Below are 15,422 nucleotides of genomic sequence, written 5' to 3' on the forward strand. Positions count from 1 at the left end.
GCTCCTTATTTAAGCTGCGGTGTTACGTCTTGAACGGGTACGTATTGCTCGGTTTCACAAGCTTTGATGATCGCGTCGATAACCAATAGATTCTGCAGGCCATCCCAAATGCTGACCTTCGGTGTCTTCTCTTCGCCGCGAATCAATGCGCAGAAGTGTTCAAGCTGACGTTTTAAAGGGTCTTCACGATGAATTTCTTCTTTGCGCTCAAGCATCTCGTTCCACCAAGAGGGCGTAACATCTTTCGCGAATGATTTAACCTGCATGGTTGGTATAGAAAGGGAACCATTGGTGCCCGCCACGTGGTAGCAATCTTCGGTTTCGTACGTCGCGTAAGATTTGTTCTCTTGTGAGGTTTGTTCCCAACTGCGTGGGCTTGCTGACGCATCTGACAGAAGGAAAGATCCTAGCGTACCGTTTTCAAAGCGCAGAGAGATGACTGTTGTATCTTCCACTTCAAAATCACGTGCACTGCTTGAGCTCATAGCCTGAACACCGACAATATCGCCAACAAGGTGACGCAGGTTGCCTATTTCATGAATCATGTTGATAAGGATAGGACCGCCGCCTTTTACCTTGCGCCAGTCGCCTTCATCAAAGTAGTAATCTGGCTTGTAAAATGCTGCACTGCCCATAATAGAAACCAGTTTGCCAAGCTCACCGCTATCGATGATCTTTTTAGCGGTTTCCAAAAGAGGGCTATAAGCGCGGTGATGGCCAACCAGTATTTTACTGTTCTCATGTTTTGCATGTTTCAATAACTCAACCGCATCTTCGATAGAATCTGTCACTGGCTTTTCGACGATAGCCGCCACACCCGCTGCTATACATTCGTGTGCTTGCAGAGCGTGTAACTTATTTGGGGTCGCGAGGATCACGCCGTCTGGCTTTGCATCGGAAAACAGCGCTTCTAAGCTCTCATAAACGGGCACACCGTAATCATCGGCAATCTCTTTCGCCGCTGGGAACGGATCAACGATAGCCGCCAGTTCGCATTGTTCATTTTCAACAATGAGTTTGATGTGTGTTTTCCCGATTAAGCCTGCTCCAGCAACAGCAATTTTAACTTTTTCCATGTTTAAGACCTTATGAGTGAACATTTTAGTTATTGTTATTTGAGTTATGAGTTATGAGTTATGAGTTATGAGTTATGAGTTATGAGTTATGAGCGAAACAACGATAGACAAAGTAAATCCAGAGGCCAGCGTCGTTATAATCAATGTGTTTGCGCAGAAGTTTTGTTGCTTATAGATCCCGCCAAGAATGGGGTAGATCGAGAGCATTGGTGATGCACAAAAGATAAGCAGCACATATTTCAAATCTCCTTCTACTGGCCAGACCAAAAGTAAACCGAGCGCAATAATTGGGAAGCAAATTAATTTGATGCTAGTAACCAGCGCAATGCGTGATTTTTGGTTTAGCACCAGTGATTGCCCCAAAATTCCACCAATCGCAAACAGTGCTAAAGCGACTGAAGTTTTGGCGAGAACACCAACGCTTTCTTCAATCACGAATGGCAGCTGAATACCTAATAGGTTGATGCTCAACGCTAAAGTGATCGAAATGATGATTGGGTTCTTTCTTAGCCTGTTTCCAATCTCGATAAGTTGACCTTTGAGCGATGAGTCGGTTTCATTCGAGAACTCCAGGAACACCAAACACACTGGAATAAACACGAGATTTTCAATCAATACGCTCATTAGAAACGCTTCTGCGTATTGACCATTAAAAATCGACAACACGATAGGGAAGCCTATGAATGCGCTGTTTGGCATCCCGCTACCTAAAGCGTTGATGAAGCAATCTTGCCACTTCAACTTCATGATTAACCGGCTATACAACACTGCGATGGTCATACACAGCAAACCGCCTACGGCATAGATCAACATGTAGTTCTTGTTGATGGCTTCGCTCAAATTTAACTGAGTGACACTGCCAAAAATGACCGCAGGAAGTGAGATATAAAGAACGAATTTGCTTACATCGCCGATGAAATGGCGAGAGAAAAAGCCATTTTTAGTCGTGAGAAAGCCTGCCGCGACAATCAGTATCAGCGGCAGCAATATTTCATATACAGACATGGTTTTGTGTGTGCTCTAGTATCCGAATAGCTGTGGCAAGAACAGCACGCTTTGCGGAACAAAAGTGATGAAGAACAATACCAATACTTCAAGTAGGAACAGTGGAATCACTTGCTTAGAAATTGCAGCGATTCCGACCTTGGATATAGTGTTGGACACAAACAGACAAATCCCCATTGGTGGTGTAATCAAGCCAATCATTAGGTTGAAGATAACTACGATACCGAAGTGAACAGGGTCGATACCAAAGCTCATCGCAATCGGATGAAAGATTGGGATAAGAATCAGCATTGCAGCAATGCCTTCAAGGAATAACCCAACAACCAACAAGATAACGTTTACCATAATCAGGAACATGATTGGGTCGCTGATGCTGCCTAAAATCTGTTGGCTGATGAACTGAGGAACGCGAGAGAAAGTAAGAATCCAGTTCGCTACAGATACAACGGCAATCAGGATCAAGACAATTGAAGAGTCGCGCATTGAACGCATGAACACTTCTGGTAGGTCACTGAAACTCAGAGATTTATACACGAACATACCAACCAGTAGCGCATAGAAAGCTGCGAACGCCGCTGCTTCAGTTGGCGTCACAATACCCATCAAGATTGAACCAAGGATGAAGATTGGCATTGTTAGCGGAACAAACGCTTTTACCAACGCTTTACGGCGGCTTTGACGAACCACGTTGCTCTTTATGTTGTGACGAGTCGCGTAAATAAACACGAAAATAGACAGAGCAACCGCAGACAATACACCAGGAACAATACCCGCTAAGAATAGGGCAGGGACAGATACGCCACTCGCAATAAGCGCATAAATGATCACTGGAATACTAGGTGGAATCATCGGCCCAATAACCGAAGACGCTGCCGTTAACGCTGAAGAAAACTCTTTGCTGTAGCCTTCTTTTTCCATTTGAGGAATGAACACGCGGCCAAGTGCGGAGGTATCAGCTACTGCAGAGCCAGAGATACCAGCAAACATCACTGAAGACCAGATATTCACTTGAGCTAAGCCACCACGAAAGTGACCCACTAATGCGTTAGCGAAATCAATGATACGGCTAGTGATACCACTCTTGTTCATTAGTTCACCCGCAAGAACAAACAGAGGAACCGCAAGGATAGAGTAAGAATCCAAACCACTAAAAATACGTTGGGCTATTAGGCTGATAGAGATGGGAGTACTAGAGACGTAGAACGACATCGCCAAGATGATGCTGAATACGAGAGGAATACCAAAAATTAGCATGGATCCCATTAAGGCAATTGAAGGCATAACGATTCCTTATACGTCGCTTTGGATAGCTTGAGTTCTTGTGGATACACGCGCTGATTTCACGTGCTGAATTAAACGCAGTGTAGCGGCTATAAATAGGCAAGCGCCGCCAACAATCAATGCTGATTGGAAGTAGTACATAGAGACTCCAATACCAGCTGACTCAATGCCTCCGCGTTTGATCACAAATAGGTACGCTGAGTAAGCCCAGATCACCGAACATAACAAAACAGATAGGTCGACAATGACTTCCAGCGTTTTTTGAAATGCTTTTGATTTCACTGAATCAAGAACAGAAAATTTGATGTGTAAGCCTTCTAAATAACACAATGATGTAGCGAACATAACGCCATAAATCATTGAGTATTTGCTTAGCTCCTCGCCCCATAGGATAGAGGTATTAAAAAAGTAACGGCTGATTGTGGTGATCAACATCACTGCAAACAAATTGAAGAGTGAAGCCCCGGCGAGAATCGCAAGTAGCTTTTTATATTGCTCAATCATGTTCCCTGTCTCCTTGGGAAGAGTCGTTATACATCAGAGGTATAACGACTCATTTCTTATAAGTACTGCTGTAGGGTTTTTGTATTGATTATTCGGTTATGAATTAGTTAGTCGCGGTTTCTACTGCGTCTAGTGCATCATCAATCCATTTTGAATCGATAGTGCCTGATAACCATTTGATCACAGCGGGCTGTGTCTTATCGCGGAATTGTTTCTGTTGCTCTGGCGTTAGCGAAGTAATCTTCATGCCTTTTTGAGCAAGTACTTCTAAGCCTTCTGCTGAATTCACTTGCTGAATAGCTCGACCTACTGTGCCTGCAACTTTTGCAGCACGATCAATGATGGCTCGGTCTTCGGCATTCAAAGATGTGTAGAAATCGTCATTCATTAATAAGAAATCAGTACCATAAACGTGACCGTCTAGAGTGATGTATTTCTGAAGTTCATAGAATTTGTTCGCGTTGATTACGCTGACAGGGTTTTCCTGTCCGTCGATAACGCCAGTGGTCAGAGCGGCAGGAACTTCAGGGAATGCAATAGGTGTAGGCTCTGCATCCAATGACTTCATCATTTCAACGTAAAGTGGTGTTGTCATTACGCGGATTTTAAGACCGTTTAAGTCTTGCGGCGTAGTAATCTCACGTTTTGAGTTTGTGAAATGGCGGAAACCTGTTTCGCCATAAGCGAGGTTACGTAGACCCGTTGTTTTCAAACATTGGTCATTCAACTTTTGACCAAATTCACCATCTAGCACTTCCCAAGCAACAGGCGCTGAAGGGAACAGGTAAGGGATTTCTAGTACGTTCGCTTCCTTACAAAGCTTAGAGTAAGCACCAGAAACCATAGTCATGGTTAGCATGCCTTCTTGAGTCGACTGAAGTAGCTCTGTCTCGCCACCAAGTTGACCTGAAGGGTAGATATTTACATTAATTCGACCACCAGATTCAGCCTCTACAAGGTTCTTGAAAACCTGTGTTGCAGCGCCTTTCTTAGAGATCGTCCAATCTTGTGAATCTACATGCCCAATAGTGATGTCCAGAGCAGCAGCAGAACCTGCATATGCAAGCGATAGAGCGAGTGTAAGTTTAGTTATTGTTTTCATTTGTGAACCTCCTGTTTCTACGTCGATAAAGTTATCACCTAAAATTAACAACCGATAATTCATATAGTGAAAGTGTTATTCAATTTTGAGATAACATTAACTATTCGTGCTGGGGTTACAGTTTGATATTCCATTTGTATTGCACTATAAAACAGTAGGTTACTGATATATAGCTGTGAGTTATGTATTGAAAAAGGGGATTGAAAATGAATTTTTGTGTATTTCTTTTTTGGAGAATGAAGTCACATCTTTACCTTGGTGAAGTTACATTTTATCTACATCAACTCACAGATTTCAGCTTTTCTGCTGGAAGAGTATTCAAAAAATGTGCTGAATGTGTTCGATAGTTGACGGGGTTTAAATGAGGTATTTAGCACCGTTTTTGAAGGTGTCGTTTGTATTTGTAATTTGAATGTAAATGGCAGTTTGACAGCACTTTTGAGGCGATAACATGTTAAATATTCCAAACTTGAGACACCTAAGAGCGATATCAGAAGTGGTGAATACTGGAAGCATTAGCAAGGCTTCGGAAGTGGTGTTTTTGTCTCAGCCAGCCATCACACAAGCGATAGCGAAACTGGAAAAAAACATTCATAGTGAGCTGTTCGAACGCACCACCGATGGCATGAAACCGACCGAACAAGGAGAAGCGTTTTCATTTCGAATTGAACGTGCGTTAGAGTACATCAGTAAAGGCATTGCTGATTCGCTAAAAGTCGCGAAAGGCCAGCGAAAAAGCAGTGTTCAGCGCTATTTGTTCAATATAACGACCACTCAATTGAAAGCATTGATCGCGGTTTCTAACGGTCAAAGCTTTACTGAAGCCAGTCGAATTTTGGAAGTGTCGCAGTCGTCAGTTTATCGTGCATCTAAAGATCTTGAAGAGATCCTTGGTATCACTTTATTCGAAAAAAACAGCACGGGTATTACGATTAGTAAAGCTGGTAGCGCTCTGGTGATGTCGAGTAAATTAGCCTTCGTAGAAATCAAGCAAGGCATCGAAGAGGTTGGCTTATTGAGCAACCGCCATAACAGTGTGATTACGGTTGGCTGTTTGCCTCTTGCTCGTACATGTTTACTACCAAACACCATCAATGAGTTCTCTCGTAAGTTCCCTGATTGCCAAATTCATGTGATCGACGGACCGTATCAAGACTTGCTCAATCACTTACGCCACGGTGACCTAGATATCCTCATTGGTGCGCTGCGTTTCCCATCACCGAGTACCGATATTCGCCAAGAAACTCTGTTTCAATCACATAACAAAATCCTATCTAGAAACGATCATCCATTGAGCTTGAAAGAGCAAATAACACTTGATGATTTACAAGGTTCGAGTTGGGTTGTATCTAATGTAAACACACCTGGACGCAGAATGTTTGAAGACATTTTTACGTCTCAGGAACGCGATGTACCTACTCGAATTGTTGAGGCGAGCTCGCAGATGTTGGTAAGAGAACTGCTTTTAGGCAGCGATCGATTAACGATTCTCTCTCAGCACCAGATCACTCGCGAACTTGAAGAGGGGCACTTCACCATTCTGCCATTTGATTGCAAAAAGCAGTCGCGCCCAATCGGTTTAACCATGCGGAAAAACTGGTTTGCTACCTCGGTTCAAAACCATTTTCTGACGTTGTTACGTGAGAAAGGTGTACAGCTTTAGTTATTCTCAGTTGAGTTCAGTTCGGCTTGTTGTGTTTTCTGTTTGGCTTTCTATTTTCAACTTAAATTATGACACTCAAGTGCGATCTAAAAGTGAAGGCATTTTTCCAAAATTGAATACCCCTTATATTTATTTGATTATCGCTCTGTAGGTGCCAATGCTAAGGTAACTGTCATGAAAAACGCAGATAAGTTGGCAGGTAAAAAGAGAATTATGGCGACGATAACAAGAGCTGCGTTCATTGGTTTTGGTGAAGCTGCACAAGCATTTTTGGTGAGCTGGGGTGATAAAGCACCGCAAGTGATCAGTGGATTCGATATCAAAAGTAACCATGTGCAGCACCGCGAAAGCATTCTCCTTGAATACATTAAGCATGGCGTTCAAGGTGCATTTGAAGCTCACGAGGCGATAAATGGTGCTGAGTTAGTCTTTTCATTGGTGACGGCCGATCAAGCTGAAGCTGTGGCGAAAAACGTAGCGAAAACATTCACGTCCAAACAGATATTCTTGGACTGTAATTCATGTTCACCCCAAGTAAAACAAAGGAATGCTGAGCTTATTGAAGCATGTGGTGCAAGCTACCTTGATGTTGCAATTATGGCCCCGGTGTTGGAGAAAACATCTGCGATCCCATTGTTGATCTCTGGAAAAAAAGCATTAGAGATTGAACCAATATTGACCACACTTGGCTTCAAAGTTGAAGTGGTGTCTGACCAAGTGGGTGAGGCATCAAGCATCAAAATGATCCGTTCTGTGATGGTAAAAGGACTTGAAGCTCTCACTACGGAATGTTTGTTGGCAGCGCGTAAAGCGGGGGTTGAAAATCATGTGTTCGAATCACTCAGTACAACGTATCCAGCTCTGCCATTGAACGATCTCGGCCAATATCACTTGGAACGTATGTTATCTCATGGGGAGCGACGTTCTAACGAGCTTAAAGAGGTATCTAATACCTTAAGCGAACTAAATTTGAATGGCTCGATGGTGAATGGTGCGATGGAGTGGCATAGCGCACTCGGTAAGATGCCAGTCGAGTATCAAGGGCAAGACCTATCTACATTGAGTGATTTGGTATTAGGGCAATTGGCCAATACTGGAACTCGCGCATTGAATGAATAACGGCATAACCAAAAAATCGAAAATCTCAGCAAGCGAATGTTGTGAGTAGCTGAATGCGGAACTGGGTTAAACGTAGAAGCCATCGATTATTAAGCAACTAAGCAACTAAGTAATTCATTAAGTAATCAAACATTAAGTAAAAAGCATTAAGCAACACCGGCCAAACAGGGCGGGTACTAAATTAAAGGAATGAATATGAACGTATGTGTTGTGGGCGCGACAGGTGCCTTTGGACGTAAACACTTGGATGCTATCCGTGAAATTGAAGGCATTCGCGTAACTGCGATGGTTTCTCCAGAGCAAGATAAGCTTGATCAACTGATCACAGAGTATGGTCATGATTCAAAGGGCTTTACCAACCTATCTGACGCACTTGCACTTGATGAAGTGGAAGCAGTAATTCTTGCTACGCCAACACAAATGCACGCAGCACAAGCGATTGAATGTATGGAAGCAGGCAAACATGTTTTGGTTGAAATCCCAATGGCGGACAACATCGAAGATAGCTACCGTGTGGTAGAAGCTCAAAAGAAATCTGGCAAAATCGCAATGGCTGGCCACACTCGTCGTTTCAACCCAAGCCACCAATGGATTCAGAACAAGATTGCTGCAGGTGAACTTCATATTCAGCAGATGGACGTACAAACATATTTCTTCCGCCGCACAAACACCAACGCTAAAGGTGAAGCTCGTTGTTGGACCGATCACCTGCTTTGGCACCATGCTTGTCACACTGTTGATCTTTTCCAATACCAAACCGGTGAACAGGCAACAAAACTTCAAGCACTTCAAGGTCCAATTCACCCAGACTTGGGTATCGCGATGGACATGAGCATTGGTATGAAAGTGCCATCAGGTGCAATTTGTACGCTTTCACTGTCATTCAACAATGATGGCCCGTTTGGTACGTTCTTCCGTTACATCTGTGAAGAGGGCACTTACCTAGCGCGTTATGATGACCTTTATGACGGCAAAGAAAACCCTATCTCATTAGAGGGTGTGGCGGTTTCTAATAATGGTATTGAACTTATCGACCGTGAATTCTTCGATGCAATCAAAACGGGTCGTGAGCCAAATTCAAGTGTGGCGAGCTGCCTTCCTGCAATGGAAACACTAGACAAGCTTGAACAGTTACTTGAAGCTGAGTAATTAAAACTGAGTAGTAAGTTAACGCTCAGTAGTGACTTAAAGAAGAACCGTTCTTTAAAGTCGTGTTAGTGAACAGTTGGTATTTTTAGCAGTAAAAGGATAAACGATGATGGCTAGTATTGGTGGGCAGACATTAGCGCCAGTGGCTTTAGGTTGTATGAACTTGTCGCATGCTTATGGCACTCCACCACAGAAATCGGATGGCATTAAGTTACTCAATCAAGCGTTGGATTTGGGCTATAACATGCTCGACACGGCTGCGTTGTATGGCTTTGGTGCGAATGAATCACTGTTAGCTGAGGCGGTTGGTCATCGTCGTCATGAGTTTTTCCTCGCCAGTAAATGTGGAATGTTCAAAGGGCTTGATGGCAAGCGAGCGATTGATGGGCGGCCAGAAACGATTCGTAAAACGTGTGAAGATTCACTACAACGTTTGAATACTGACGTCATTGATTTGTACTACCTGCATCGTTGGGATAAAAGCGTGCCGATTGAAGAGAGCATTGGTGAACTTTCTCGTTTGGTCGAAGAGGGTAAGATCAAACACATAGGTTTGTCAGAAGTTTCTGCCGAGACCATCGCCAAAGCTAATGCGGTTCATAAGATAGCAGCCGTGCAATCGGAGTATTCGCTCTGGTCACGTAATCCAGAAATCGCGGTTATCGAGCAATGCCAAAAGATAGATGCAACTTTTGTGTCATTCAGTCCTGTTGGCCGCGGTATGTTGACAGGTGAAGTGAAAGATAACCAGTTTGTAGCTGGAGATATTCGCTTAGCCATGCCACGTTTCTCTGATGAACACTTCGAGTCTAATTTGTCTTTAGTACGACAGTTTGAGTCTGTGTTGCCGTTGTTTGCAGAAGAGAATGGTTTTTCGATTAATGACAATCGCGGTTCAACTCCGACTCTGGCACAACTGGCATTGGCTTGGACTTTGAAAAAAGCACCGAACTCTATCGCATTGCCGGGTACTACAAGCCTTCAACACTTAGAGGACAACTGGAATGCACAGCAGTTATCGGTTTCTGATGAATTGCTGCGCGTGATAGACGGTATGATTCCCCAAAATAAGATCTCCGGTGGACGTTATAACGCGGCAACTCAACGTGAAATTGATACTGAAGAGTTCTAATCACTGCTCGATTATTAGTTGTATCTTACTCGCTTTATCTTACTTGCAGTATCAATGACAACTTATCCAATAAACCTCCGGTCACGCCTAGGTAACCGGAGGTTTTTTATTTCAAGACCTAATAAGCAAAACAGTTTTGCCTTGTTGATCTCCATTTAACTAACGCGATTCACTTTTTGTTCTAACTCAATCTAAACGCAATGTTACGCCAGAGTAGTTTGAGTATCCGCGCAGTAATACATGATAGGTTATGCCCGGTTGTGCGCTCACACTGCACTGCTCGTTGTTGCCAGCGCGATAAGGGCGACAATCGTAACTCGATGTCGTTGGCTTGCTTCCCGATTTCACGTAAAGATCGGCATCGCCTGAACCGCCAGACATTGAAACCGTCACGCTGGATGCAGAATCCACAGTGAAGGTGTAGAAGCTCTCTGAGGATTGATTCCCGCTTAGGTTCGCAATCGGTGTGCCTTTCGTTAATACATTGCCAGTTGGCGGCGTGACACCACAGCTAGCATTCACGCCTACGGTGTTAAAGGCATCTTCGACATCGGCAACCACATAGCCCATGTCGGCTGCGGCTTTCGCTACGCCACAAGCACCGGCATCAAAGGTACTGTTTGCCGTCCAATACAGTTGGTTTGCGACTGTGAATATTTCAAAGCCCTTACGTACATTCCAACCCGATTTGTTCGCTAAAAGGTAAAAGGCGCGGTTATAAACACCGCTAGACAAGTGAACGTTCAAACCGTCGTAGTATTCAGAGGCATGATCAATCGAGCGGCCATCTTTTGAAGGTTGATCAAAGTAACGCAAGCCACCTTCCGATTTGAATATGTCGCTACCAACAATCCAATCTACATTGCCACGCAAGTAATATTCAGCCGCTTCGCCCGCAATGTCTGAGAAGGCTTCATTCATACCGCCCGACATATTTCGGTACACAAGGCCGGAGTTTTGCTCTGTGAACCCGTGGCTGACTTCGTGAGCACTCACGTTGATATCGACCAATGGATAAAAGGTATTTTTGCCATCTCCAAAAGTCATGGATGTACCATTCCAGAAAGCATTTTCATAATCCGTGCTGTAATGAACTCGCATCGTCAGCTGGAAGGTTAACGGCGAGGTGTTCATCCACTCTTTGTACATATCAAACACGACATTACCGAAGTAGTGCGCATCGTTAAGAGGCGAGTAAGCCCCGTTAATGTATTTATGATCGGTGTAGTTGGTTCCGTCGGCACAGTTGTAGCTGTAGGCTGCGCTGCCAGACGTTCCGTTCCTCAAATCGACGGTCTTAACTGATTCATTTTCTAACTTACAAGTTGTGCCTGTTTTGTCGATGGGAAAGCTAGGGAAGTCACTGCCATATTCATATCGAGTGGTTTTGAGGTTACCACCGGGGCCTGTACCAGACGATTTAGCGTGGTTTAATCCATTCCATTTTTGGAGTACATCGCCAGTCGTGGCATCAATAAAGTAGAAAGGGCGCTCTGGCATAGAGGATGCGATAAAGAAATCGACCAGATACACCACTTGGGCGACTTGGTTCTCATCCAATCTCACCATCAGTTTCGCGTTTTTATTTTCAATCGACTTTTTGCCGACAGTAAACGTGCGGTGAGAGGATATCGCAGCTTCAATCGCTTGTTCCTGATTCAGCTTTGGCGCGATACTGGATAAGTCTCCACTGATCCCTTGTGCCATGGAACCGAACACCTGAGTGGGTTGGTTCTTGGAAAGGGTGGCGACAACGGAGGTATCAAAGACGGGTAAACCTAAGTGAGTTTGTTGGTAGCGGACTTTCGTTTTCCCATTGGGCAATACCACCCGTTTCACTTCAGAAAAACCTAATTCAAGTGGAGCAACACTCTTCGACTGAGCGACGAGGCTTTGTTGTAGTAATGCATCGTTATCGACTCTGACCATTTCTGCAGCGTGTGCATTAAAGCCAAAAGATGTACCTAGAATGGCTGCTATTTTCCAGCTTAGTTGACGTTGTTGGTTCATTTTTCGTTCCTGATTTTAATATAAACTCCTTCTTCCCAACGGCTTTATAGGAAGTCTATATGCAACACACTAATGCCATGTGTTACGAATCAAGATTGGAAGAGCATTTCGGCTTATGACAAGTTTTTATTAGAGATTAAATTTTAGAGTATGTAATTCAAAGTTTACAAAAGCACTTATTGAACAAATTGTTTTTATAAAATTTAATTTTATTATTTATCGTAAACGTATGAAGGGTCGGGAGTTATTAAAATCCGCTTTGTTTGAATCGATAGAATACCTTTGTCTAAGCTAACTTCGATATTTTTCGGTTTTTATCTTATTTACAAATGAGTAAGTAATCAGGTTTTGGAAATGGAAATATTGTCTTTATTATCAATAGTAAACTTGTTTTAACAATACCACTAAGCACAGATCTCACTTTTTTTAACACTTAGTCTCGTTAGACAGGAAAAAATCTACATTTTCTTGTTCAATCACAAATTAGTAAACATAAGCCATTGTTGTGGATGAAGTAAGTCACTTAAGATAGACAGCATAAGAGACTAGCTTGAAAATCTATGTATTTAGATATTGGATTATTCACCTAATAGCTCTAATTTACAGCTAGAAAACCTCTTGGTGTTGTGTTCTGTAAAGTTTATTTTTAAAGGTGTTTAACTATGAAAAAAGCTGTACTAGCTTTAACTATCGCGTTGTCTTGCTCTAGTGTTTTCGCTGCATCTATAGATAAGGCGAACCTGCTCTCCGAACATGGCTTGCATGCACAAGCTAAAGAAGAATTAATTGATGTGATCTTCAGTAAATCAAACAGTAAAGTGAAAGCTAAAGCATACTATGAACTTGGCAACATCTCTTTCGAAAATAATCAAGTATCACCAGCTTTAAGTTCTTGGAGAAAATTAGTAGAAATTTATCCGAGTTCGCCCGAAGCTAAACTTGTAAAAGGCCGCCTTGAAGAGCTATCTCAAATTGTTGGGGAGAATGCTAAGGAGAGTGTGGATAATGCAATTGCAGCCTCATATCTTAAGCATGCAGACTTCTGGGCTGATGACCGAGCTAATACATTTGTTATTGACTCTAGCTGGATTCCAAAAGTAGAGGCTGCTAATAAGTGGTACGATAAAGTTATTGTTGAGTTTCCAAATTCAAAGGCTGCTAGAATTGCGCATGAAGAAAAATTAAGAACTCTACTTGGTTGGGAAGAGCGAGGGAAATATGGCTCATCTTACGGAGTAAAACGAGACTTTGATACTTATATGCCACAAGTGTTAGAAACTTTTACTTCACTAGAAAATGAGTTTCCAAATGCACCTACTTTGCAAGCCTTTAGATATCAAATTGCTCAAGCTTATTGGAGCGCAAAGCAATGGGATAATACTCGCCTATGGTTAAATGCTATCATTGAGAAGTCTAATGGTCAGGATAACTTCTACAAAGATACTGCCGAGAGAAGACTCAAAAAAGTTGAGTACTAAGAAGTGATTAAATAAAGTATTTAAGAGTGATTCGAAACGCTGAAGCCTTTACCTTAAGCAAGTTTAGTGTTTAAAACACAAAATAGTTTAGGTAAGGTTTCTGCGTTGTTCACAACTTAATTTGGCGCTATGAGCTTTATTAATATTATTAGAAGTATCAACTTACTTAAAAGGATACAAAGATGTTCCAAGTTGAAATGACTATAAATGGCAAACCGATGACGGAAGCCAATATTCAAAATGAACTAGAAAAAGCAATGTTAGAAGCAGCAGTTGAAGGAATTAAAGAAACAGTTGAGTCTGCTATTTCAAAAGATGAAGCACTACAAATAAAAATCGATATTATTGGGAATAATATCGAAGAACTATCACTAAAAATAATCGGTCCAGATGAAATAGTAGCTAAGATAGAGGCTGTTTTAGCTGATTAGCCTCCCTGATCATAAATAACGATTATAGCGTCAATCATTAATTTTGGACTGTATTTTCATCCCGATGGTACACATTCACTCACACTTTTCCGGGATGTTGGTACTCAGGAGTAAAAAATGGCTATAGAGGAAGTATGTTCAACTGCATCTATGTGGATCGAACCAAAATACGTTGTTCCAGCATTCATGGTTTTGTTGTCGTCAGGTCTTTTCCCGTTTCTCCTACATAAATATAAAGTGAAACGAGAACGAGAAGAAAAGCTATTTGATACGAGAAAAGAAGAGTATCAGGGGTACTTTAAGAAAATGGAAGAAGCCGCGAGGTTAGCGGGACAGGACTACGATAAATATTTGACTGAGACGCTGCCTAACGCTTCACGTCAGCTCTATGAAGCCCATTCTTCCCCAGAAGCTCTAGTCGAATATCAGCAAACACTAAATGCTTTCACCAAAGACATTAATGACGGGTTTATGAAAGCTACGAATGAGCTTGTTAGTCTTAGAATTGTATGTAGTAATCAGTTAGCTTTACTGTTAGATGACTTTGAGGGGACATACCAAGCTATGATGAGCTTACAACCTCAGATGATAGAGGAAATTCAGCTATCTCTTACTCCGGAATCCTTTATTACTGGTCAATTCAACTTCGAAACTCCGAGTAAAATTCAGATGAATGAGCTGGGAGCTTCTTTAGTTGAAACTAGAAACTTGATAATCAAGACGATGCGCAAAGAGTTGGGATTTGAGGACTAACAAAAATTTAAGATTGATTCGGTGTGCGTGGCAGGTATGGAATTCGAATATAAGAAAGTAGAACCAAATCATAGAGATTTTCAGTCATTAATCGCTGAGCTGAATTTGTCACTTCGTCAGACTACTAATGACACAGGCGAAAGCTCTTTTTTATCTGACGCTTTTGACCCATCAAAAGATGGATGTATCGTGGTGTATCTGAATGATAGCGCTGTGGCATGTGGGGTGTTTAGATATCACGAAAGTGAAGTTTGTGAACTTAAGCGAATGTACTCTAACAAAGGTGGTGCTGGCTCATATTTATTGAAACAGCTCGAATGTTTTGCGATTGAAAAAGGGTATCGAAAAGCTATTTTATCGACACGTAGAGTTAACTCAAAAGCGGTGAGCTTTTATTGTCGCCACGCTTACTCAGAATCCAGTGCGTATGGCAAATATGTCGGTGTAGACCGTTCGATATGCCTCTCAAAGATGCTAGTCACATAACCACCACCTTATCCAGCATTAGTTTCACGGAGGAAACATGACAAGCGCCCAATTACTGGAAAAGGCACTTTATAGCAGTGCCAGCATCCATTACTTCATCCTTTAAAAGGTTGTTCCGCGCTTTTATCAGAAGTGATCCTCAATTTATGGGCATGGCTTTAATTTATGGGCATGACTTTAAGTGACTGATCTGTTCTGACAGTACCTAGAGTAACTGGAACGGATTATTACTA

14 protein-coding genes are annotated in these 15,422 nt (G+C 42.4%); 8 read left to right on the plus strand and 6 right to left on the minus strand.

Translation table 11 applies throughout. From position 1 onward, the window contains the following. Positions 1 to 5: 5 nt before the first annotated feature. The 5 genes from FTW16_RS02505 to FTW16_RS02525 form a co-directional block, all read right to left on the minus strand. Entirely contained in the window at positions 6 to 1,076 is a 1,071-nt protein-coding gene (locus FTW16_RS02505; protein WP_146489926.1) for a Gfo/Idh/MocA family protein, read from the minus strand. A 72-nt stretch (positions 1,077 to 1,148) separates the two neighbouring features. Then, positions 1,149 to 2,081, minus strand: coding sequence for an AEC family transporter (locus tag FTW16_RS02510; RefSeq protein WP_146489927.1), 933 nt, complete (start codon positions 2,079 to 2,081; stop codon positions 1,149 to 1,151). 15 nt (positions 2,082 to 2,096) lie between these two features. Continuing rightward, on the minus strand, positions 2,097 to 3,362 hold the full coding sequence (locus FTW16_RS02515) for a TRAP transporter large permease (RefSeq protein ID WP_082241965.1): 1,266 nt from the start codon (positions 3,360 to 3,362) through the stop codon (positions 2,097 to 2,099). Positions 3,363 to 3,371: 9 nt separating this feature from the next. Continuing rightward, positions 3,372 to 3,866, minus strand: coding sequence for a TRAP transporter small permease (locus FTW16_RS02520; RefSeq protein ID WP_146489928.1), 495 nt, complete (start codon positions 3,864 to 3,866; stop codon positions 3,372 to 3,374). A 103-nt stretch (positions 3,867 to 3,969) separates the two neighbouring features. After that, positions 3,970 to 4,968 carry a DctP family TRAP transporter solute-binding subunit gene (locus FTW16_RS02525; RefSeq protein ID WP_146489929.1) on the minus strand — a complete coding sequence of 333 codons (999 nt, stop codon included), beginning with the start codon at positions 4,966 to 4,968 and terminating at the stop codon, positions 3,970 to 3,972. A 451-nt stretch (positions 4,969 to 5,419) separates the two neighbouring features. On the opposite strand from FTW16_RS02525, the gene FTW16_RS02530 reads away from it, so the two are divergent. From FTW16_RS02530 to FTW16_RS02545, 4 genes are all read left to right on the plus strand, one after another. After that, the gene (locus FTW16_RS02530) at positions 5,420 to 6,631 is read left to right on the plus strand and encodes a LysR family transcriptional regulator (RefSeq protein WP_146489930.1); all 1,212 of its coding nucleotides are present in this window, start codon (positions 5,420 to 5,422) and stop codon (positions 6,629 to 6,631) included. A 174-nt stretch (positions 6,632 to 6,805) separates the two neighbouring features. Continuing rightward, complete coding sequence (locus FTW16_RS02535) at positions 6,806 to 7,750, plus strand: DUF1932 domain-containing protein (RefSeq protein WP_261383398.1); 945 nt, start codon at positions 6,806 to 6,808, stop codon at positions 7,748 to 7,750. A 195-nt stretch (positions 7,751 to 7,945) separates the two neighbouring features. Then, positions 7,946 to 8,899 carry a Gfo/Idh/MocA family oxidoreductase gene (locus FTW16_RS02540; RefSeq protein ID WP_146489931.1) on the plus strand — a complete coding sequence of 318 codons (954 nt, stop codon included), beginning with the start codon at positions 7,946 to 7,948 and terminating at the stop codon, positions 8,897 to 8,899. Between the two features lie 106 nt (positions 8,900 to 9,005). Next, entirely contained in the window at positions 9,006 to 10,031 is a 1,026-nt protein-coding gene (locus FTW16_RS02545; RefSeq protein ID WP_261383399.1) for an aldo/keto reductase, read from the plus strand. Between the two features lie 186 nt (positions 10,032 to 10,217). On the opposite strand, the gene FTW16_RS02550 is transcribed toward FTW16_RS02545, so the two are convergent. Further along, complete coding sequence (locus FTW16_RS02550; RefSeq protein WP_146489932.1) at positions 10,218 to 12,041, minus strand: M4 family metallopeptidase; 1,824 nt, start codon at positions 12,039 to 12,041, stop codon at positions 10,218 to 10,220. A 662-nt stretch (positions 12,042 to 12,703) separates the two neighbouring features. On the opposite strand from FTW16_RS02550, the gene FTW16_RS02555 reads away from it, so the two are divergent. The 4 genes from FTW16_RS02555 to FTW16_RS02570 all read left to right on the plus strand — a co-directional run bounded on the left by FTW16_RS02555 (position 12,704) and on the right by FTW16_RS02570 (position 15,189). Beyond that, the gene (locus FTW16_RS02555; protein ID WP_146489933.1) at positions 12,704 to 13,519 is read left to right on the plus strand and encodes a tetratricopeptide repeat protein; all 816 of its coding nucleotides are present in this window, start codon (positions 12,704 to 12,706) and stop codon (positions 13,517 to 13,519) included. A gap of 182 nt (positions 13,520 to 13,701) precedes the next feature. After that, on the plus strand, positions 13,702 to 13,950 hold the full coding sequence (locus FTW16_RS02560) for a hypothetical protein (RefSeq protein ID WP_146489934.1): 249 nt from the start codon (positions 13,702 to 13,704) through the stop codon (positions 13,948 to 13,950). A 117-nt stretch (positions 13,951 to 14,067) separates the two neighbouring features. Beyond that, on the plus strand, positions 14,068 to 14,703 hold the full coding sequence (locus tag FTW16_RS02565; RefSeq protein WP_146489935.1) for a hypothetical protein: 636 nt from the start codon (positions 14,068 to 14,070) through the stop codon (positions 14,701 to 14,703). Positions 14,704 to 14,739: 36 nt separating this feature from the next. Continuing rightward, positions 14,740 to 15,189, plus strand: coding sequence for a GNAT family N-acetyltransferase (locus tag FTW16_RS02570; RefSeq protein WP_146489936.1), 450 nt, complete (start codon positions 14,740 to 14,742; stop codon positions 15,187 to 15,189). Positions 15,190 to 15,422 lie beyond the last annotated feature (233 nt).

Origin of the sequence: Vibrio sp. T20 (genome assembly GCF_007858795.1) — a bacterium.
GTDB classification, from domain to species: Bacteria; Pseudomonadota; Gammaproteobacteria; order Enterobacterales; family Vibrionaceae; genus Vibrio; species Vibrio satsumensis.